At 72.8% G+C, this 19,819-nt stretch carries 19 protein-coding genes; 12 read left to right on the top strand and 7 right to left on the bottom strand.

Translation table 11 applies throughout. The features are described 5' to 3' along the window. Positions 1-150 precede the first annotated feature (150 nt). The 3 genes from ACIQ87_RS05455 to ACIQ87_RS05445 all read left to right on the top strand — a co-directional run bounded on the left by ACIQ87_RS05455 (position 151) and on the right by ACIQ87_RS05445 (position 3,945). Complete coding sequence (locus ACIQ87_RS05455) at positions 151-1,551, top strand: cystathionine beta-synthase (protein WP_402401819.1); 1,401 nt, start codon at positions 151-153, stop codon at positions 1,549-1,551. Between the two features lie 574 nt (positions 1,552-2,125). After that, positions 2,126-2,464 carry a hypothetical protein gene (locus tag ACIQ87_RS05450; protein WP_402401816.1) on the top strand — a complete coding sequence of 113 codons (339 nt, stop codon included), beginning with the start codon at positions 2,126-2,128 and terminating at the stop codon, positions 2,462-2,464. Between the two features lie 200 nt (positions 2,465-2,664). Beyond that, positions 2,665-3,945, top strand: coding sequence for an Ig-like domain-containing protein (locus tag ACIQ87_RS05445; protein WP_402401814.1), 1,281 nt, complete (start codon positions 2,665-2,667; stop codon positions 3,943-3,945). 98 nt (positions 3,946-4,043) lie between these two features. Here ACIQ87_RS05445 and ACIQ87_RS05440 read toward each other — a convergent pair whose 3' ends face one another. Next, positions 4,044-4,406, bottom strand: coding sequence for a cupin domain-containing protein (locus tag ACIQ87_RS05440; RefSeq protein ID WP_402401811.1), 363 nt, complete (start codon positions 4,404-4,406; stop codon positions 4,044-4,046). A gap of 145 nt (positions 4,407-4,551) precedes the next feature. Then, positions 4,552-5,217, bottom strand: coding sequence for a peptide-methionine (S)-S-oxide reductase MsrA (gene msrA / locus ACIQ87_RS05435; protein ID WP_392874271.1), 666 nt, complete (start codon positions 5,215-5,217; stop codon positions 4,552-4,554). 237 nt (positions 5,218-5,454) lie between these two features. On the opposite strand from msrA, the gene ACIQ87_RS05430 reads away from it, so the two are divergent. Beyond that, the gene (locus ACIQ87_RS05430) at positions 5,455-6,609 is read left to right on the top strand and encodes a cystathionine gamma-synthase (protein ID WP_316526555.1); all 1,155 of its coding nucleotides are present in this window, start codon (positions 5,455-5,457) and stop codon (positions 6,607-6,609) included. Between the two features lie 22 nt (positions 6,610-6,631). On the opposite strand, the gene ACIQ87_RS05425 is transcribed toward ACIQ87_RS05430, so the two are convergent. After that, positions 6,632-7,114, bottom strand: coding sequence for a MarR family winged helix-turn-helix transcriptional regulator (locus tag ACIQ87_RS05425; protein ID WP_402401808.1), 483 nt, complete (start codon positions 7,112-7,114; stop codon positions 6,632-6,634). A 121-nt stretch (positions 7,115-7,235) separates the two neighbouring features. Between ACIQ87_RS05425 and ilvA the strand changes: the two genes are divergently transcribed. The 3 genes from ilvA to ACIQ87_RS05410 all read left to right on the top strand — a co-directional run bounded on the left by ilvA (position 7,236) and on the right by ACIQ87_RS05410 (position 10,563). Continuing rightward, complete coding sequence (gene ilvA / locus ACIQ87_RS05420; RefSeq protein WP_402401805.1) at positions 7,236-8,447, top strand: threonine ammonia-lyase; 1,212 nt, start codon at positions 7,236-7,238, stop codon at positions 8,445-8,447. A gap of 177 nt (positions 8,448-8,624) precedes the next feature. Beyond that, positions 8,625-9,704, top strand: coding sequence for an ATP-binding cassette domain-containing protein (locus tag ACIQ87_RS05415; protein WP_402401802.1), 1,080 nt, complete (start codon positions 8,625-8,627; stop codon positions 9,702-9,704). A 1-nt stretch (position 9,705) separates the two neighbouring features. Further along, complete coding sequence (locus ACIQ87_RS05410) at positions 9,706-10,563, top strand: ABC transporter permease (RefSeq protein WP_402401800.1); 858 nt, start codon at positions 9,706-9,708, stop codon at positions 10,561-10,563. A gap of 109 nt (positions 10,564-10,672) precedes the next feature. On the opposite strand, the gene greA is transcribed toward ACIQ87_RS05410, so the two are convergent. Continuing rightward, complete coding sequence (gene greA, locus ACIQ87_RS05405; protein ID WP_402401797.1) at positions 10,673-11,173, bottom strand: transcription elongation factor GreA; 501 nt, start codon at positions 11,171-11,173, stop codon at positions 10,673-10,675. Positions 11,174-11,518: 345 nt separating this feature from the next. Beyond that, complete coding sequence (locus tag ACIQ87_RS05400) at positions 11,519-11,932, bottom strand: DUF4307 domain-containing protein (RefSeq protein WP_402401794.1); 414 nt, start codon at positions 11,930-11,932, stop codon at positions 11,519-11,521. Positions 11,933-12,175: 243 nt separating this feature from the next. On the opposite strand from ACIQ87_RS05400, the gene mca reads away from it, so the two are divergent. The 3 genes from mca (at position 12,176) to ACIQ87_RS05385 (ending at position 14,737) form a co-directional block, all read left to right on the top strand. Beyond that, entirely contained in the window at positions 12,176-13,081 is a 906-nt protein-coding gene (gene mca / locus ACIQ87_RS05395; protein ID WP_402401791.1) for a mycothiol conjugate amidase Mca, read from the top strand. 49 nt (positions 13,082-13,130) lie between these two features. Continuing rightward, positions 13,131-13,322, top strand: coding sequence for a hypothetical protein (locus ACIQ87_RS05390; protein WP_355255494.1), 192 nt, complete (start codon positions 13,131-13,133; stop codon positions 13,320-13,322). 107 nt (positions 13,323-13,429) lie between these two features. Further along, the gene (locus tag ACIQ87_RS05385; RefSeq protein ID WP_402401788.1) at positions 13,430-14,737 is read left to right on the top strand and encodes a sensor histidine kinase; all 1,308 of its coding nucleotides are present in this window, start codon (positions 13,430-13,432) and stop codon (positions 14,735-14,737) included. Positions 14,738-14,976: 239 nt separating this feature from the next. Here the strand turns inward: ACIQ87_RS05385 and ACIQ87_RS05380 are convergent, their stop codons facing one another. Beyond that, positions 14,977-15,624, bottom strand: coding sequence for a response regulator (locus ACIQ87_RS05380; protein ID WP_402401785.1), 648 nt, complete (start codon positions 15,622-15,624; stop codon positions 14,977-14,979). Positions 15,625-15,722: 98 nt separating this feature from the next. On the opposite strand from ACIQ87_RS05380, the gene ACIQ87_RS05375 reads away from it, so the two are divergent. Further along, positions 15,723-17,669 carry an FtsX-like permease family protein gene (locus tag ACIQ87_RS05375; protein ID WP_402401782.1) on the top strand — a complete coding sequence of 649 codons (1,947 nt, stop codon included), beginning with the start codon at positions 15,723-15,725 and terminating at the stop codon, positions 17,667-17,669. A 176-nt stretch (positions 17,670-17,845) separates the two neighbouring features. On the opposite strand, the gene ACIQ87_RS05370 is transcribed toward ACIQ87_RS05375, so the two are convergent. Next, positions 17,846-18,577 (bottom strand): hypothetical protein, encoded by a 732-nt coding sequence (locus ACIQ87_RS05370; protein ID WP_402401779.1) that lies wholly within the window; start codon positions 18,575-18,577, stop codon positions 17,846-17,848. A gap of 353 nt (positions 18,578-18,930) precedes the next feature. On the opposite strand from ACIQ87_RS05370, the gene ACIQ87_RS05365 reads away from it, so the two are divergent. Beyond that, the gene (locus ACIQ87_RS05365; protein ID WP_402401776.1) at positions 18,931-19,788 is read left to right on the top strand and encodes a LuxR C-terminal-related transcriptional regulator; all 858 of its coding nucleotides are present in this window, start codon (positions 18,931-18,933) and stop codon (positions 19,786-19,788) included. The last annotated feature ends 31 nt before the right edge of the window (positions 19,789-19,819 follow it).

Raw genomic sequence — 19,819 nt, 5'->3', positions numbered from 1 at the left:
TGAAGATGTCGCAATCCACACCTGGCCAGAAGGCCCTCACTCATTTCAAGATCACAGCGCCGTGACCCCTGTCACCAACCTCCGTGGTCAGTACACCTAGGCTTTGCAGTACCGAAAGCAGTCGCACGCCCACAGACCGGGAGGACCCCCGTGCGGTACCACAACTCGATCATCGACCTGGTCGGCAACACGCCGCTGGTCAAGCTGAACAAGGTCACCGAGGGCATCAGCGCGACAGTGCTGGCGAAGGTCGAGTACTTCAACCCCGGTGGCTCGGTCAAGGACCGCATCGCGATGCGCATGATCGAGGCCGCCGAGGCCTCGGGCGCCCTCAAGCCCGGCGGCACCATCGTCGAGCCGACCTCCGGCAACACCGGCGTCGGCCTGGCGATCGTGGCCCAGCAGAAGGGCTACAAGTGCATCTTCGTCTGTCCGGACAAGGTCTCGACCGACAAGATCAACACCCTGCGCGCGTACGGCGCCGAGGTGGTCGTCTGCCCGACCGCCGTCGCCCCGGAGCACCCGGACTCCTACTACAACGTCTCCGACCGCCTGGTCCGGGAGACCCCGAACGCCTGGAAGCCGGACCAGTACTCCAACCCGGACAACCCGGCCTCGCACTACCACTCCACCGGCCCGGAGCTGTGGGAGCAGACCGAGGGCAGGATCACCCACTTCGTGGCGGGCGTCGGCACCGGCGGCACCATCTCCGGCACCGGCAACTACCTGAAGGAGGTCTCCGGCGGCAAGGTCAAGGTGATCGGCGCCGACCCGGAGGGCTCGGTCTACTCGGGCGGCACCGGCCGGCCGTACCTGGTCGAGGGCGTCGGTGAGGACTTCTGGCCGACCGCCTACGACCGCAACGTCGCGGACGAGATCGTCGCCGTCTCCGACAAGGACTCGTTCCAGATGACCCGCCGCCTGGCCAAGGAGGAGGGCCTGCTGGTCGGCGGCTCCTGCGGGATGGCCGTGGTGGCCGCGCTGGAGGTGGCCAAGGAGCTCGGGCCGGACGACGTCGTGGTGGTGCTGCTGCCGGACGGCGGCCGCGGCTACCTGTCGAAGATCTTCAACGACGACTGGATGGCCGACTACGGCTTCCTGCCCTCGTCCACCGACGAGGCGCACATCGGCGAGGTGCTGGCCCGCAAGGAGTCCATGGAGCAGGGCGGCGTCCCGCAGTTCGTCCACATGCACCCGAACGAGACGGTCTCCGAGGCGGTCCGGGTGCTGCGCGAGTACGGCGTCTCGCAGATGCCGGTGGTCTCCCCGGGCGCCGGCCACCCGGACATCATGGCCGGCGAGGTGATCGGCTCGGTGGTGGAGAAGCTGCTGCTGGAGGGCATCTTCGCCAAGGAGATCGAGCTCACCGACACGCTGGACAAGGTGATGTCCAAGCCGCTGCCGGTGGTGGGCTCGGGCGAGACCGTCACCAACCTGATGACCGTGCTGGAGAAGGCTGACGCGGCCGTCGTGCTGGTCGAGGGCAAGCCGCAGGGCATCGTCACCCGCCAGGACCTGCTGGGCTTCCTGACCGGTCGCGGCCAGAGCTGACCCGGCGTCACCGCCGCCCGCCGCCCGCCGCCCGCTGCTCCGTCGCTCGCCGGCCGCTGCCCCGCCGTCGCCCGTCGCCGATGCTCCGTCACCGCCGTCCCGCCGTGGACGGATGCGGAGGATTCGTCCACGGGGGAAGTGGTACACCGGCGTCACCTGCCCGCAGCACGTGGTTAACAAGGCTCGGGCATCGTGGTGGTCAACGGCAGGACGCCGAGTGAGGCGACGGCAACCGTCCGGGAGCGGCTCCCCGGCGACCGCGGTCGGCTCCGGACACACCGGGCGACCCTGACCCGGCCGCTGTGTCCTCCGCCGTGGGAGGCGCCGTCGTCCCGCCCCTGTCCGGCTCCGGCCGGCTGACAGGGTGCGGCGGCTCCCGCGGCAATACCGCGCCGTACGGCGCGTGTCCCCGTGGCTCCCGGGTGGGGGAGCCCCGGCGGGGAACGGTGGGGCCGGTCCTTCTCCGAGGGACCGGCCCCTTCCGTTCGCGCCGTTCGCGCCGGGCGCGCGGGGTGTGCTCCGGGCGGCCGCCCGCGCACCACGCCGGGCCCCGTCGTCCCGTACGCTCGCACGCATGACCAGCACTGAAACGACCGACCAGGACACCCCGCGCTACGTCCGGGTCAAGATCGAGCTCATCGCGGAGATCACCGACGAGGGCGCGCTCAAGGCGGCCGCCCTGGAGGCGGTCACCGCGGACGAGTACCTCGACGACGAGGAGCGCGCCCAGTCCGTCGAGGCCATCGAGGTGGACCCGTCGGGTTCGCTCGCCCACTTCATCGACCCCGTCGCGCTGCTCGGCGACGTGCCCGGCGTGGAGCTCGCCTCGGCGACCTGGGAGTCGGCGCAGACCGAGTTCGACCCGGACAGCGAGGAGTGGGACGAGTACCAGGTGGAGGAGTCCGCCGAGTAGGACGAAGCCGCCGGGTGACGGCGTCCGCCGTCACCGCACGTGAACGCCCGGTCCGCCTCGCGGGCCGGGCGTTTCGTCCCTGTTCATCGGCAAGTTGGGTCATCTCATACGATCGCTTACCCTTCGGTGTTGGAACCGTGAACGGGTGGATTGCGTTTCTGTATCCGTAATGCCCGGGATGATCAGCAGGGAGACGCGACGTGACGGCACGGGAAGGTCAGGGGCGGGCGGCCGGAAGCGGCTGGAGCCGGCGCGGGGTCCTCGCGGGACTGATCGGCGCGCCCGTACTGTTGCTGGCGGCCTGCAACGACAACAGCGCCGGCGGTAGCGGCGGTGGCAGCGGCTCGGGCGGCTCGGGCGGTTCCGGCGGCAGCCCGAGCGGTGCGAGCAGCAGCGCCCCCAAGACCTCGGCCGCGGTCATCACCGTCAGCCCGGCCGACGGCGCCGCCTCCGCGAGCTTCAGCGAGCCGGTCAAGGTCACCGTCGCCAACGGCACCCTGAGCAGCGTCAAGGTCACCGACACCACCGGCAAGGAGCTGGCGGGCCAGCTCTCCGCCGACGGCACCGGCTGGACCTCGGCCGCCGCCCCCGCCAGCGGCACCAAGTACACCGTCGCCGCCACCGCCTTCGACAAGGACAAGCTGGAGGCGGACTCCAACGCCGTCTTCACCACGGCGACCCCGGCCAACACCTTCGTCGGCTACTTCACCCCCGAGGACGGATCGACGGTCGGCGTCGGCATGCCGGTCTCGATCAACTTCAGCAAGCCGATCACCGACCGCAAGAGCGTCCAGCAGGCGATCACGGTGATAGCCGAGCCGGGCGTCGAGATCGTCGGTCACTGGTTCTCCAGCACCCGGCTCGACTTCCGGCCCCAGGAGTACTGGGCCAAGGGCACCAAGGTCACCCTGAAGCTCCGGCTCAAGGACGTCGAGGGCGCCAAGGGCGTCTACGGCACCCAGTCCAAGGACGTGAGCTTCACCATCGGCCGCGCCCAGACCAGCGTCGCCGACCTCGCCACCAAGAAGCTCACCGTCACCACCGACGGCCAGGTCAGCGCGGTCTACAAGATCTCCGGCGGCTCGCCCGAGCACACCACCTGGGGCGGCAAGATGGTGATCTCCGAGCAGTACACCCAGACCCGGATGAACTCGCAGACCGTCAACCTGGGCAGCGAGTACGACATCGCGGACGTGCCGCACGCCCAGCGCCTCAGCACCTCGGGCACCTTCATCCACGGCAACTACTGGTCCTCGCCGTCGATCTTCGGTGGCCAGAACACCAGCCACGGCTGCATCGGCCTCCAGGACACCAAGGGCGCCCAGGACAGCGGCGCCGACGGCTTCAAGTTCTACAAGTCCTCGATGGTCGGCGACGTGGTCGAGGTCGTGAACTCCGGCGACAAGACGGTCGCCCCGGACAACGGCCTGAACGGCTGGAACATGAGCTGGTCCGCCTGGAAGGCCGGCAGCGCCGTCTGACGCCGTCGGACCCGGCGCGAACGACTCCCCGGGCGGACCGGACCTGACGGTCCACCCGGGGAGCGGGACGGGCGTGGAACGGCGGCGCCCGGTGCCGCTCACCGCTTCGCGTAGTCCGCGAAGCCCTGCCAGTCGACGATCACACAGGCCTCCGGGCCCACCGTCCAGGCGTCGTGTCCGGGCGGGCAGAGCATGAAGTCGCCGGGGCCCACCTCGCACTCCTGGCCGTCGTCCATGACGAGCTTCATCCGGCCGGAGACCACGTACCCGGCGTGGGCGGCCTGGCAGCTGTCAGTCTTGGCGATCGGCTTCACGTGCTTGGACCACTGCCAACCAGGCTCGAACACGGCCCGGCCCACCGGGCCGCCGTCCAGGTTGACCAGCCGCAGCTCCCCCGTGCCCCCCTCGAAGGGGCGGACTTCCTCGGGATCGTCGAAGTTCCGTTGGTAGAGACCGGACATGGCGCACTCCTCTCCCGTGCGGCCGGCCCGGCCACCAGAGGGTGGAAGGGCCGGCCCTGCCGGCCCTTCCAGTCTGCGCCCGGACCGGGGATCGGTCACTTTGAGTGGCCGGCCCCGGGAGAGCCCACGGGAGTGGGGGAGCGGGTCAGCCCTGGGTGCGGGCCACGCCGATCGGGCAGGAGGCGCCGGTACCGCCCAGACCGCAGTAGCCGTTGGGGTTCTTGGCCTCCGACAGGTACTGCTGGTGGTACGGCTCGGCCGGGAAGAACGGGCCGGCCGGGGCGATCTCGGTGGTGATCGGGCCGTAACCGAGCGCGGTCAGCGACGGCTGGAAGGCGTCCCGGGTGGCCGCGGCGGCCTCGGCCTGGGCGGGGGAGTGGGTGTAGACGGCGGAGCGGTACTGGGTGCCGACGTCGTTGCCCTGGCGGTTGCCCTGGGTCGGGTCGTGGGCCTCCCAGAACGTCTTCAGCAGGCGCTCGTAGGAGATCACGGCCGGGTCGTACACCACCCGGACCGCCTCGGTGTGCCCGGTCAGCCCGCTGCACACCTCCTCGTACGTCGGGTTGGGGGTGTGGCCGCCCTGATAGCCGACCAGCGTCGTCCAGACGCCGGGCAGCCGCCAGAAGGTGCGTTCGGCGCCCCAGAAACAGCCCAGCCCGAAGTCGGCCACCTCCAGGCCCTGCGGGTACGGGCCGGGCAGCGGGTGCCCGAGCACGGTGTGCGGCTCGGTGAGGGTGAAGGCCGGGGAGGGCCGGCCGGGCAGCGCCTGGTCGGCGGGGACGAGCGAGGTCTTGTGGCGGTTGAACAGCACGGCCTGCTCCAGCGGGTCGGGGAACCTGGCGCAGTGTGCAACGCGTACGGCCGCCCCCGGATTCCGGGAGCGGCCGTACGGGCCGTTCGGGCGGTCGGGCCCGCTGCGCGGAGGCCGGGGGCCGGGGGCCCTGCGCACCGCTACTCCGGCCCGCCGTGGACCCGCTCCCACCTGCTGGTTCGTCCCGCTTCACGGTTCGGGCGGGCGTGACGGCATTCGCCCACTAGGCTCGGACCCATGACCGAGCACCAGCTTCCTCAGGGCTTCGAGACTCTCGCCATCCACGCGGGTCAGGAAGCAGACCCCCAGACCGGGGCCGTCGTCACGCCGATCTACCAGGTGTCCACCTACAAGCAGGACGGGGTGGGCGGCCTGCGGGGCGGCTACGAGTACAGCCGCAGCGCCAACCCGACCCGCACCGCGCTGGAGGAGTGCCTCGCGGCACTGGAGGGCGGCGCCCGCGGCCTCGCCTTCGCCTCCGGCCTGGCCGCCGAGGACACCCTGCTGCGCACCATCCTCAAGCCGGGCGACCACATCGTGATCCCCAACGACGCCTACGGCGGCACCTTCCGGCTGTTCGCCAAGGTGCTGACCCGCTGGGGCGTCGAGTTCTCCGTGGCCAACACCCAGGACCTGGCCACCGTCCGCGAGGCGCTGCGCCCCAACACCCGCGCGGTGTGGGTGGAGACCCCGTCCAACCCGCTGCTGGGCATCACCGACCTGGCCGCGCTCGCCGAGATCGCGCACGGCGCCGGCGCGCTGCTGGTGGTCGACAACACCTTCGCCAGCCCGTACCTCCAGCAGCCGATCTCGCTCGGCGCGGACGCGGTCGTGCACTCCACCACCAAGTACATGGGCGGCCACTCCGACGTGGTCGGCGGTGCGCTGGTGCTGGCCGACGCGGCCCTCGGCGAGGAGGTCGCGTACCACCAGAACGCGATGGGCGCCGTCTCCGGCCCGTTCGACGCCTGGCTGGTGCTGCGCGGCATCAAGACGCTGGGCGTCCGGATGGACCGGCACAGCGCCAACGCCGAGAAGGTCGCCGAGCTGCTGGCGAGCCACCCGAAGGTCAGCCAGGTGCTCTACCCGGGCCTGCCCGAGCACCCCGGCCACGACATCGCGGCCAAGCAGATGAAGGCCTTCGGCGGCATGGTCTCGTTCCGGGTCGCCGGCGGCGAGGAGGCGGCCGTCGAGGTCTGCAACCGCGCGCAGCTGTTCACCCTCGGAGAGTCGCTCGGCGGCGTCGAGTCGCTGATCGAGCACCCGGGCCGGATGACCCACGCCTCGGCGGCGGGCTCGCCGCTGGAGGTGCCGTCCGACCTGGTCCGCGTCTCGGTCGGCATCGAGTCGATCGACGACCTGCTGGCCGACCTCAAGCAGGCGCTGGGCTAGGGACGTACGGGGCCGCGGCCCCTCACTGACCCTGCTGGTCCGCCGTGTACGACTCCATCGCGAGGTTGAAGCGGGCCAGCAGGGCGCAGAACACGCGCTGCTCCTCCGGCGGCCAGCCGTCCACCAGGCGGCGCGTCAACTCGGCCCGGCCGTCGCGGACTTCGGCGAGCCGGTCGAGGCCGCGTGAGGTGAGCGCGAGCCGTACGGCACGGCGGTCGGCCGGGTCCTGCACCCGGCCGACCAGCCCGGCCGCGACCAGCGGGGCGACCTGGCGGGTCACCGTGGAGGAGTCCACCCCCAGTGACTCGGCCAGCGCCTTGACGTTGGCCGGCCCGTGCCGCTCCAGCCGGTCGAGCAGCAGGTAGGCGGCCCGGTCCAGCGCCCCGACCCCGCCGCCGGAGGTCCGGACCTGCTCCATGCGGCGGGCGAACACCGCCAGCTGGTACTGGAGTTGGGTGTGCACGGGGTCGGTGCGGTCGGTGGCCTGGGGCGAGGTCGTCGTCATCGCGGCTCACGATCGTCGTGCGGTGAGGAAGGCTCAGGAGCAGCAGGGTACGCGGGCCGGGCGGGCCCGGGAACAGGCCCGGCATCCCGGATGCCGTCGCCCGCGCCCGTAGTCTGGCGCCATGCACACCTGGCCGATCACCCTCGACGACGTCCGCGGCGCCCAGAAGATGCTCGCCGGGGTAGCCCGGGTGACCCCGATGGAGGGCAGCCGGTACCTCTCCGGGCTGATCGGCGCGCCGGTCCACCTGAAGTGCGAGAACCTCCAGCGCACCGGGTCCTTCAAGCTGCGCGGGGCGTACGTGCGGATCGCGGGACTCTCGCCGGTGCAACGGGCCGGCGGGGTGGTGGCGGCGAGCGCCGGGAACCACGCCCAGGGCGTGGCGCTGGCGGCCTCGCTGCTCGGCGTGCGCTCCACGGTGTTCATGCCGGTCGCGGCGCCGCTGCCGAAGGTCGCGGCCACCCGCGACTACGGTGCCGACGTGCGGCTGCACGGCGCCACCGTGGACGAGGCCCTGCAGGCGGCGCAGCGGTACGCGGACGCGACCGGTGCGGTGTTCATCCACCCCTTCGACCACTGGGACGTGGTCACCGGCCAGGCGACCGTCGGGCTGGAGATCCTGGAGCAGTGCCCGGAGGTGCGGACCATCCTGGTCGGGGTGGGCGGCGGCGGGCTGCTGGCCGGGATCGCGGCGGCGGTCAAGCCGCTGCGGCCGGACGTGCGGATCATCGGGGTGCAGGCGGCCGGCGCGGCCGCGTACCCGCCCTCGCTGGCGGCGGGGCGGCCGGTGTCGCTGGAGCACTTCGCCACCATGGCGGACGGGATCATGGTCGGGCGCCCCGGCGACATCCCCTTCGAGGTGGTCAACACGCTGGCCGACGGCATCCGTACGGTCTCCGAGGACGCGCTGTCGCGGGCGCTGCTGATCGGACTGGAGCGGTTGAAGCTGGTGGTCGAGCCGGCCGGGGCGGCCCCGATCGCGGCGCTGTTGGAGCAGCCGGACTCCTTCGAGGGCCCGGTGGTGGCGGTGCTGTCCGGCGGCAACATCGACCCGCAGCTGATGCAGCGGGTGCTGCGGCACGGGCTGGCGGCGGCCGGGCGCTACCTGTCGCTGCGGGTGCGGCTGGCGGACAAGCCGGGTGCGCTGGCGGACCTGCTGGCAGTGCTGACCAGGGTGGACGCCAACGTGCTGGACGTGGCGCACGTGCGGATCGACCCGCGGCTGGGGCTGACCGAGGTCGAGGTGGACCTGCACCTGGAGACCAAGGGACCGGAGCACTGCGCGCTGGTGGTCGGGGAGCTGCGGGACGCGGGGTACGTGGTCTCGGGCTGAGCTCCGTCCCGCACTCCGTCCCGCACTCCGTCCCTTGACGCGATATATCGCGTACTGGAAGACTCGCGATACATCGCGTTCGAGTCCCGCGGGTCGAGAATCGGGTCGCCCGTGTGCCCGGAAACGGGGCAGAGTGGGACAGATCGCCCCATATGTCCGAGGAGATGAGGCAAGGCCATGGCGCCAGCCATCCAAGCCGAGAACCTGGTGAAGACCTTCGGCGACGTACGAGCCCTGGACGGGGTCAGCCTCGACGTCCCCGAGGGCACGGTGCTCGGGCTGCTCGGCCCCAACGGCGCCGGGAAGACCACCACCGTGCGGGTCCTCACCACCCTGCTCCGCCCCGACTCCGGCCACGCGGTGGTCGCAGGGGTCGACGTGCTCAAGCACCCCAACCGGGTCCGCAGCCTGATCGGCCTGTCCGGCCAGTACGCGGCGGTCGACGAGTACCTGACCGGCTTCGAGAACCTCACCATGGTCGGCGAGCTCTACCAGATGAGCAACCGCGCCGCCAAGGCCCGCGCGCTGGAGCTGCTGGAGTGGTTCAACCTCACCGAGGCCAAGGACCGCACCGCCAAGACCTACTCCGGCGGCATGCGCCGACGCCTGGACCTCGCCGCGGCGCTGGTCGTCCGGCCGCCGGTGATGTTCCTGGACGAGCCGACCACCGGCCTCGACCCGCGCAACCGGCTCGCGCTCTGGGAGGTCATCGAGACGCTGGTCGAGCAGGGCACCACGCTGCTGCTCACCACCCAGTACCTGGAGGAGGCGGACCGGCTCGCCCACGACATCGCGGTGGTCGACCAGGGCCGGGTGATCGCCCGCGGCACCGCCGACCAGCTCAAGGCGCAGATCGGCGGCGAGCGGATCGAGGTCGTGGTGCACCGGCCCGGCCTGGTCGGCGACGCCGTCGCCGCGCTGTCGGGCTACGCGCTGGGCGAGCCGACGGTGGAGAAGAACACCCGCAGGATCACCGTGCCGATCAGCGGTGGCGCCCGGGTGCTCGCCGACGCGATCCGCGAACTGGACTCCCGCGGGATCGAGATCGACGACATCGGGCTGCGCCGCCCGACCCTGGACGACGTCTTCCTCACCCTCACCGGCCACGTCGCCGAGGAGCGGTCCGAGGAGGAGGGCGGCGCCGACCACACGGCGCGCGGCCGGGGCAAGGGGGGCCAGGGTGGCTCGGGCGGGCCGGGCGGGCCGGGCGGGCCGGAGCCGGACAAGCAGGCCGTCGCGGCCGGGAAGGAGAGCTGAGATGAGCACCGCCACCGAGCACGCCATCGGCCCGGCGATGCCCAGGCAGCGCCGGGGGATCGCCGCCGCCCTGCACGACTCCTGGGTGGTCGCCAAGCGCAACCTGCGCCGGATGACCCGCATCCCGGAGATCGTGGTCTTCGGGCTGATGCAGCCGGTCATGTTCGTGCTGCTGTTCTCGTACGTGATGGGCGGGGCGATCAAGATCCCCGGCACCGACTCCAGCTCGGACACGTACATCCAGTTCCTGATGGCCGGCATCTTCGCCCAGACCGTCACCTTCGCCGTCGCCGGCGCCTCGGCGGGCATCGCGGAGGACATGAGCAAGGGGCTGGTGGACCGGTTCCGCTCGCTGCCGATGGCCCGTTCCGCGGTGCTGGTCGGCCGCACCCTGGCGGACCTGTGCCAGACCGCGTTCATCCTGGTGGTGCTGGCGATGGTCGCGCTGCTGGTCGGCTGGCGGATCCACGACGGCCTGCTCAACGCGCTCGGCGCCTTCGGCCTGCTGCTCCTGCTCGGCTACGCCTTCTCCTGGATCGGCGCGCTGATCGGCCTGTCGGTGCGCAGCCCCGAGGCGGCCACCTCGGCCGGGCTGATCTGGCTGTTCCCGCTGACCTTCGTGTCCAACGCCTTCGTGCCGGTCACCTCGATGCCGGGCTGGCTCCAGGGGATCGCGTACTGGAACCCGTTCAGCGCCACCGTGCAGGCCTGCCGGGTGCTGTTCGGCAACCAGGTCGGGCCGGTGGACAGCGCCTGGCCGATGCAGCACGCGGCGCTGGTGTCGGTGCTGTGGTCGGTCGTGATCACCGCGGTGTTCTCCTGGCTGGCGGTGCGCAAGTACCGCTCCTCCAGCGCCTGACCGGGCGCCGCCCGGGACGCCCGGACCGGAGCGCAGCGCCCGGAACGCCGGAGGGCGGCCGCGGAAGTACCGGACTTCCGCGGCCGCCCTCGGGTCGTGTGCGGCCGGATCAGCCGGCGTGCGGCACGACCTTGACGATCTTCACCATGGCCGGCTTGCCGTTCGGCAGCTCGTAGGTGGCCTCGTCGCCGATCCGCTTGCCGTCGATGGCGCGGCCCAGCGGGGACTGCGGCGAGTAGACGTCCAGGTCGTCGGCGCCCGCGACCTCGCGGGAGGCCAGCAGGAACTCCATCAGGTCGTCCTCGTCGCCGTCGAAGGCGACGGTGACGACCATGCCCGGGGCCACCACGCCCGAGTCGGCCGGGGCCTCGCCGACCTTGGCGCGCTCCAGCAGCTGGGTCAGCTGGCGGATGCGCAGCTCGTACTTGCCCTGCTCCTCCTTCGCCGCGTGGTAGCCGGCGTTCTCCTTGAGGTCGCCCTCCTCGCGCGCCGCCTCGATCTTCTGGGCGATCTCGATGCGCCAGGGCCCGGTCAGGTGATCCAGCTCGGCCCTGAGCTGGTCGTAGCCGGCCTGAGTGAGCCAGGTCACGTTCTCACTGGTCTGGGTCACGGGTGCTCCTCGTAGGTGCTGGGGCTGTGCTGAGGGTGTGAGTCGTCAGCAGGGGTCGGTGGTGATATCGGTCTCAACTACAAAGCAACGCCCGCTCCCGTACCATCCGGTGCGGAAGGGGCGAAACCACGAGCCTAACAAGTCCTGCTGACAAGCGGGAGGGGCGTTCACGCGTCATTGACGGTGGCGTTGCGCCGCGGTGTACGGCAACGGAGTGCGGGACCCTCTACGGATGCCCGCTCTCCGGATCGGATATGCGTGCCGCCGGAAGCGGGCGCGCCGCCCGGGGCGCACTGTCCGGCCCGGGCGCGTCGTTCGACGCGGGCGCGCTGCCCGGCGGGAGCGTCACTTGGTCGGGGTGCAGCCCAGCAGTTCGGCGGTGGTGCCGCGCGAGGTGGTGCGCAGGGTGACCACCGCGTCGTAGCTGGAGCCGGTCGCCGGGACCGGGAAGTCGGCCACCCCGACCACCCCGTGGTCGTCGCCCTGCGAGCGCACGGTGCAGGTGCCGGCCTGCCCGTCGCCCTTGCGCACGGTGAGGTGCAGCTGGACCTCGGAGTCGGAGAGCACCTGGAAGGTCGGCACCGAGCCGTTGATCTTCGATTCGCGCAGCATGTAGGAGCCGCCCAGCCAGGCGACCAGGCCCAGGCCGAGCACGCCGCAGACCGCGCCGATCACCTTCAGGCGGCGGTCCGAGTCGCGGTCGCCGCCGCGGCCGTAGCGCCCCTCGGGCAGACCGGTGGCGGTGGTGTCTGCACTCATCGGACTCCGTCCTCTCCTGGGGGAGGGGCCGCGCGGGTGGTGCGGGGGAATGCGACGCTCCTCCAGTCCGTCACTATAGGAGGGGCACGCCCGCGGCCGGTCCGGCGGGGGCAGGGCTCGGCCGCGACGGCGACGTTCCGCGGCCCGGCCCCGCGGCGACGCGGTCCCGAAGTGAGCGGTTCGTACGGTGGGCAGACCCGGACTTCGCGGAACGCCCGACGAGTGTGGAAGGAACGCAAGGCGTTGACTGAGCAGTTGCGACTGATGGCGGTGCACGCCCACCCGGACGACGAGTCCAGCAAGGGCGCGGCCACCATGGCCATGTACGTCGAGCAGGGCGTGGACGTGCTGGTGGCCACCTGCACGGGGGGCGAGCGCGGGTCGGTCCTCAACCCCAAGCTCCAGGGGGACCGGTACGTCGAGGAGAACATCCACGAGGTGCGCCGCAAGGAGATGGACGAGGCGCGGGCGATCCTCGGCGTCAAGCAGGCCTGGCTGGGCTTCGTGGACTCCGGGCTGCCCGAGGGGGACCCGCTGCCGCCGCTGCCCGAGGGCTGCTTCGCCCTCCAGGACGTCAAGGAGGCCGCGGAGCCGCTGGTCCGGCTGATCCGCGAGTTCAAGCCGCAGGTCATCACGACCTACGACGAGAACGGCGGCTACCCGCACCCGGACCACATCATGACCCACAAGATCACCATGCTGGCCTTCGACGCCGCGGGCGACCCGGACGCCTACCCGGAGGCCGGCGAGCCCTGGCAGCCGCTCAAGCTGTACTACAACCACGGCTTCCCGATGGGCCGCATCCGGGCCCTGCACGAGTACCTCACCGAGCACGGCCACGAGTCGCCGTACGGCGAGTGGATCGAGGGCTGGGAGAAGAGCGGCCGCAAGGAGCGCGAGATCACCACCCGGGTCCGCTGCGACGACTGGTTCGAGACCCGCGACCGCGCGCTGATCGCCCACGCGACCCAGATCGACCCGGACGGCCCGTGGTTCCGCGTCCCGCTGGAGGTCCAGCGCGAGGTCTGGCCCACCGAGGACTACGAGCTCAGCCGTACCCTGGTCGACGTGGACCTGCCGGAGGACGACCTGTTCGCCGGCCTGCGCACGCCCACCCTGGCGGCCGAGGCCGCCGACACGCGCGACTGAACCACCCCCCGATGGCCCGGCTCCCCGTGAGCCGGGCCACCATAGAGATATGAGTGCCTCCGTGAACCTCGTCCACCTCGCCGCTGACCTCGCCGTCGACGACGCCAAGGTCACCCCCGGCCTCCTCGGCTTCGTCGTCTTCGCCGCCCTCGGCGTCGCGACCTGGTTCCTGGCCAAGTCGATGAACCGGCAGTTCAAGAAGGTCGACTTCGTCGAGCAGCCGGAGGCCCCGAAGGAGTGAGCCGGCGGGCCGGTCCCACGGGGCCGGCCTCCGGTTCGCCGGACCCGGCCCGGCCGGTTCGTCGGACGGGCCCTGGCGGGCCGTCCGGCTTCGTAGGATCCCGAACCATGACGTGGGCGTGGCACACCGTGGTGCGCAGGGCGGGGTACGGAGCGGTGGTGGCGGGGGTGCTGACGGCCGCGGCGGTGGGGCTGGGGGATCCGGGGCCGCTGATCGTCGGATCCGGTGCGGTGGCGGTGCTCGCCGGGCTGTTCCCGGCGCTCTGGGCCCCGGGTCGGGTCGGTGCGGTGGGCCCCTCGGTGCTGGTCTCCTGCGCCGTGTCGCTGCTGGTGACGGCCGGCTACCGCGGGCCGGTGTCCGGCGGCGTCGAGGACTGGTGGCTGCTGGAGACCGTCGCGCTGCTCGTGCCGGTCGTCCCCGCGGTGCGTCGGCGCCGGGCCGCGGCTGCCTTCGGGTACGGCGCTCTGCCGGTCGTGGCGGTGGCGCTGCTACCGCTGCGGATGATCCTCTGGGTCCGGCCGGCGGCCCCGCTGGAGGGGATCGTCAAGCTCTGCGTGATCTGGGTCCTGCTGTCCTGCGCGGCGGTGGGGGTCGGTTGCTACCTGCGCTCCATGGACACCCGGGCCCGGGCGGCGGTGGCGGCCGAACGGCGGGCACAGCGCCTGGACCTGGCCCGTGACCTGCACGACTTCGCCGCGCACGACGTCACCGGGGTGGTGGTGCTGGCCCAGGCCGCGCAGCTGCTGGCCCGGCAGGACCCCCGGCAGGTGGTCGAGTTGCTGGCGGGGATCGAGGCGGCCGGGCGGCAGGCGCTGGTCACCATGGACCGGACCGTGCGGGTCTTCGCGGCGGACGACGCCGACCCGGTGCCGCGCGGGCGCGTCGGGGCGGCCCCGGGTGCGGCGGCGGGCGGGCCCGGTGCTCGCAGCCTGCGCCGCGATCTGAGCGAACTGCCCGCGCTGGCCGAGCGGTTCACCCGCAGCGGGGCCGCGCGGGTGCGGCTGGAGGCTCCGGCGGAGGCCGAACTGGCGGCGGTACCGGCGGAGATCAGCGGGCTCGGCTACCGGCTGGTGGTGGAGGCGCTGACCAACGTCCGGCGGCACGCGCCCGGGGCCGGGGAGGTGGCGATCGAGGTCGGCCCGGCCCGGCACGGTGGGCGGGCGGCGCTGCGGGTCACGGTCACCGACGACGGGGCGCCGGGCGGGACGGGGGGCTCGTCCGGTGCGCGCTCGGCTGCTGCGGGCCCGTCCGCCGAGGGCGGTCCCGGCGGCGCGTTGGGAGGGGACGGGCGGGAGGGCGGCGGCTTCGGGCTCGCGGGCCTGCGGGAGCGGGTGGAGGCCGCCGGTGGCGAGCTGACCGCCGGACCGGGCCCTGAGGGCGGCTGGCGGGTCGCCGCAGTGCTGCCGACGGGCTGATCCAGGCCGTTCGGCACATCCGGCGGCGGCCGATCCGGCGTTCCGGCCGATCGAATGGGCCGATCGGCCGATGGCGACGCGCTCGGCGGGCGGGCAAGGATGTCGGTGCGGCGACCAGGGGCGGGAATCCCTGGGCCGTCACGACGGAGGAGTCCCGAGCGGGGGTGGCCTGTGATCCGCGAGTGCCGTGTCAGCGGGCCGTCCGCGGGCTGTCCGTGGGGCGTCCGGGGGCGGTCGGCTCAGGCACGTTCGGTCAGGCCCGACTCCCAGGCCCAGGCGGCGATGCCCACCCGGTTGCGGGCCTTCAACTTGCGCTGGAGGTTGGCCAGATGGGTCTTGACGGTGCTCAGCGAGATGAACAGCTCGGCGCCGATGTCGGCGTTGGTCAGTCCCTCGGCGACCAGGACGGCGATCTCCTCCTCGCGGCTCGTCAGCGGCTCGACCGGGGAGCGGCCGACCCGGCGCGGGCCGGTGAAGTGGCGCAGCAGGCGGGCGGTGATCTGCGGGCTGATCAGCGAGTCACCGGCCGCCGCCGAGCGGATCGCCTCGGCCAGCAGCGCGGGCCCCGAGTGCTTGAGCAGGAAGCCGCAGGCACCATGGCGCAGCGCGGTGTGCACGTATTCGTCGAGGTCGAAGGTGGTCACCACGACGACCTTCACCTCCGGGGTGAGGCCGGCCAGTCTGCGGGTGACCTCCAGCCCGTCCGGTGCCGGCATCCGGATGTCGACCAACAGGACGTCCGGCCGCAGGGCGCGGACGGCCTCCATGGCCTCCAGGCCGTCCGCAGCCTCGGCCACGACCTCCATGTCGGGCTGGGCCGCCAGGATGTGCCGGAACCCCTGGCGGACGCTCGCCTGGTCGTCGGCGATCACGACACGCGTCTTCATGGCGTCATCGTCGCACGGGTCCCCGGCGCGGCCCGGGTGCCGGGTCTGCCGACAACTCCATGCCTCGGAAAGCGCGTTGGGGTGAGATGACGGTGGCCGTGGCAACGAAACCGACGACCCGCCCGAGTGGACCGCTCGGCGGGCTGCGACTGTGCGTCGCCGAGGTACGGGCGTACCCGGGGCGTGTCATGGGCGTCGCGGCCGCCTGCGCGCTCACCGCCACCGGGGTGGGCGCCTGCCTGGTGCTGCTCGCGGCGGTCGGCGGCCGGTCCCGTCCGGCGGGTTCCGCGGCCGCCACGGCGGCCGCCGACAGCCAGGACCTGCTGGGCCTGCTGCTGACACTGCTGCTGATGTCCGCGGTGCTGGTGACGGGTTCGACGGTCGCGCTCTGGACCAACCAACGGCTCGGGCAGTTCGCCGTGCTGCGCGCCCTCGGAGTGACGGCCGGCCGGCTGCGGGCCCTGGTCGTCGCGGACGTCGCCCTGGTCGCCCTGGTCCCCTCCGCTGTCGCCGCGGCGGCCGGGACGGTTCCCGCGGCGGGTTTCGGACGGCGGATGCTGATCGAGCGGGAGCTGTTCCCCGCCGCCGTCGACCTGCCCTCTGCCGGCCAGACCTGGTCGATCGCGGCCGGCGCCTGCCTCGGCACCTGCGCGGTCGCGGTGCTGGCCGCGCTGGCCGGCGTGCTGGCGGCCGGACGGGTCCAGCCGATCGACCTGCTCAAGGACGAGTCGCTGGCCCTGGCCCCACCCCGCCGCAGTCCCGGCCGGCTGGTGGCGGGCATCGCCATGGTCCTCCTGCTCTGCGGGCCGCTCGTGGTCCTGCCGGTCGCGACGGACATGCCGCCGGTGCTCCGGGGCGCCCTGGTGACGGGGCTGGCCCTGTCCGTCATCCCCACCCTCGCGGTGCTCGCGCCCTGGTTCGTGCCGCTGCTCGTCGGCCCCTGCTGCGCGCTGCTGCGGCTGGTGGACCGGAAGGCCGGCCGGATCGCCGCCGCGGGGCTGCGGGCCGCACCCGCCCGGACGGCCGCGATCGCGGTGCCCGTCCTGCTGTCCGTCGGCATCGTGCTCTGCCTGCTCGGCTCGGGGGCGACGATCGCCGCCGCGGTGCGGCAGCAGACCGAACAGGCACTGCGGGCCGACGCGGTGGTGACGGCCCAGCCGGGCAGCCGACTGCCCGCCCGGCCCGCCGGCCTGCCCGGCGGCACCGCCGTCGCGCCGATCGCCACCGAGGTGACACCGCCGCCCGACTTCTACGAGGACAAGCCCCGGCCCACCCGCGCCTGGGGCGTGGACGGAACGGCCCTGCGGACCGTCCTGGACCTCGGCGAACAGCAGGGCCGGCTGGACGAGTTGGCGCCCGGAACGTTCGCCGCCGGCAGCACCGCGGTGGCCTCGCAGGGCTGGCAGCTCGGCCAGGGCGTCACCTTCGGGCTCGCCGACGGTCAGGAGGCCCACCTACGGCTCGTCGCCGTCTACCGGCGGGACCTGGCCTTTCCCTCGTACCTCCTCCCCGCGGACCTCGCCCTCGCCCACACCCCGGCCCCGCACGCCGACCTGGTGCTGCTCGACGGCGATCCGGTGGGCTGGAAGTCCGGGCCCGGCGAGCGGATCGCCGCACGGGCCGACTACCTGGACCACCTGCGGCCGCGCAGCGTCCAGGACGACCTGGCCTCCCGGCTGATCGTCTCCGTGGTGGCCGGGTACGCGCTGCTCGCCGTCGCCAACACCTGCGCCATCGCCCAGCGCGACCGCCGCTCCCAGCGCGCCCACCTGCGGGCCCTCGGTCTCGGCCGGGGGCAGCTGCTGCGCTGCGTGGTGTACGAGGTGCTGGCCGCGGCACTGGTCGGGACGGTACTGGCCGCGGTGACGGCCGGGATCTGCCTGGTGCCGCTGGCCCGGGCGGTAGGCCTGGAGCTGCCCACCCTGGACGTGCCGTGGACGGTCGGCGTGCTGCTCGGGGTCCTGGTCGCCACAGCCGTCCCGGCGGCCCTGGCAGCCCGTCCGCTGCGCGGCATCCGGAGCCAGTTCGCGGCGGGGGCGGAGTGACCGGGGCGGCCGTTCCGGCTGCTCCACGGCGGCGGGTCCGCCTCGGCCCCGGGCACCGCCGCCCCGATGGTCGCGCTCCCGATGGTCGGGCTTCGGGCCGGCGTCCCCGCCGACCGCCGCGAGGGGCGGATGGCGGCCTTCCGGCGGAAGCCGGGGTGAGGGGTGCGTGGCCCGGGTCAGGCCGCCGCGTCGATCAGGCCGAGTTGGGCCGCCCGCACGCCGGCCTGGAACCGGGAGCCCGCGTCGAGCTGGGCGAGCAGGGCGGCCACGTGCCGACGGTAGGTGCGCACCGACAGGCCCAGCTCCCGGGCGGCCCGCTCGTCGGTGTAGCCCTGGCTGATCGCCTGCAGGACGCGCACGGAGCATTCGTCGGCCGTCCAGCTCCGGTGCGCGGGCACGAGGTCGGTGGACTGGGTCCAGACGGCGTCGTGGAGGAGGGAGATGGCCTGGACGGCCTCCCGACCGGAGACCACGGCGAGTGGCGCGTTGCGCTCCGAGGCCAGCAGGCCGACCAAGCCGTCGGTGATCACGGCGGTGGGCAGCCCGCAGGGGGAGACCCGGATCCGCGCTCCGGCGGTGGCGAGCTCGGTCAGTTTGGCCAGGGCCTCCTCGTCCCGGAGCAGCGTGCTGGTGACGAGCATCCTGACCTCACCTCCCCGGGCCAGGAGTTGGGTGTGCAGCCGGTCCAGGAGCGGGTCGTCGAACTCGTGCGGCCCGTCGGCGTAGCTGGTCTGGGCCCTGACCACACGGTGGCCGCACTGCTGGATCAGGCGCGCGGCGACCGAGCGGGCGTCCTCGGCGGGTAAGTCGGGGCGGAGGCCGTACGCCACGCCTCCGGAGAGCCGGCCGGCCATCTCCGCCACCTGCAGTGCCAGGTCGCGCAGTGCCGGCAAGGTGGGAGAGCTCAAGTTCTCGAACGATTGTCCGATGCTGGTCACGTGTCTCTCCGCAGGTCCGTATGGCCGAGCTCGTGCGGGTCCTTCCGGTTGTCGGTTCGTGATCGACCGCAACCACTCCAGCATGCCCAGCCACAGGCGCCATTCCCATCCGCCTGGGCTATCTTCTTTCGGCCTGCACATATCCGCCAGGGGGATGGCACGTGTCAAATCGGGAAGTTCCGGGCGCGGCTCGTGCGCCACTCGGCGAATCCGCCGCGATCCTCTACGACTTCACGCTCCGGCAGTCCTCTCCGCCGACCCTCGCCGAGGCGGGGCTCGATCTGGAACTGACCGAAAGTCAAGTCGACTCGGCGGTGGCGGAATTGCTCAGGCTGAAGCTGCTGCGGGCCGGTGCCGCCGATGCCGGCCGCCTGGTGGCGGTGCCCCCGGAGGCCGCCCGCACCCGGATGCTGGCGCCGGTGCTGCAGGATCTGGCACGGCGGCAGCGGGAGGCCGACCGGGTCTGGTCCAGCTACACCGACCTGGTGACGGTCTATCAGGAGAAGGTGCTCCGTGGAGCCCGGTCGTCGCCGATCGAGCCCGTGCTGGGAGTCGGCGCCGCGCGTGGCGTGATGGCCGAGCTCGCGGCGGCGAGCCGGCACGAGGTGGTCGCCTCCCAGCCCGGCGGAGCCCGGGACCAGGAGGCTCTGGCGGAGTCGCTGGAACGCACCGATGAACTCCTGGCGCGCGGCGTCAAGCTGCGCACGCTCTACCAGCACCCCGCCAGGCACAGTCAGCCCACGCTGACCTTCGTCGAGCACGTGACCGGCCAGGGCGCGGAGGTGCGGACCACCAGCAACGACTTCGCGCGCCTGATGATCTTCGATCGGACGGTCGCGGTGATCGAGCTGCGCGACGATCCGCTGAGCGCGGCGGTGGTGCGCGATCCGAGCGTGGTCGACTTCATGTACGGGGCCTTCGAGTTCGCCTGGTCGAGCGCGCTGCCGCTGTCCCCCAGCTATGACCGCAGCATGGTGGAGATAGCGTCGGACGACACCAAGGCGATGATCATCAGCCTGCTGGTGGACGGCGTCGACGATCGCGCGATCGCCCGCCGCCTCGGGATCTCCATGCGCACCTGCCAGCGCCACATCTCCGAGATCATGCGGCGGCTCGGCGCGAAGAACCGGCTGCACGCCGGCTACCTCCTGCACCAGCTGCAGGACCGCGAGATCCACTGATGAGAGTTCCGGGTGGGACCTGCCCGCCCGG

Origin of the sequence: Kitasatospora sp. NPDC096204 (assembly GCF_044763205.1) — a bacterium.
GTDB lineage: Bacteria > Actinomycetota > Actinomycetes > Streptomycetales > Streptomycetaceae > Kitasatospora.
Note: the sequence above shows the minus strand (reverse complement) of the source record. Positions and strands in the feature narration are given on the sequence as shown.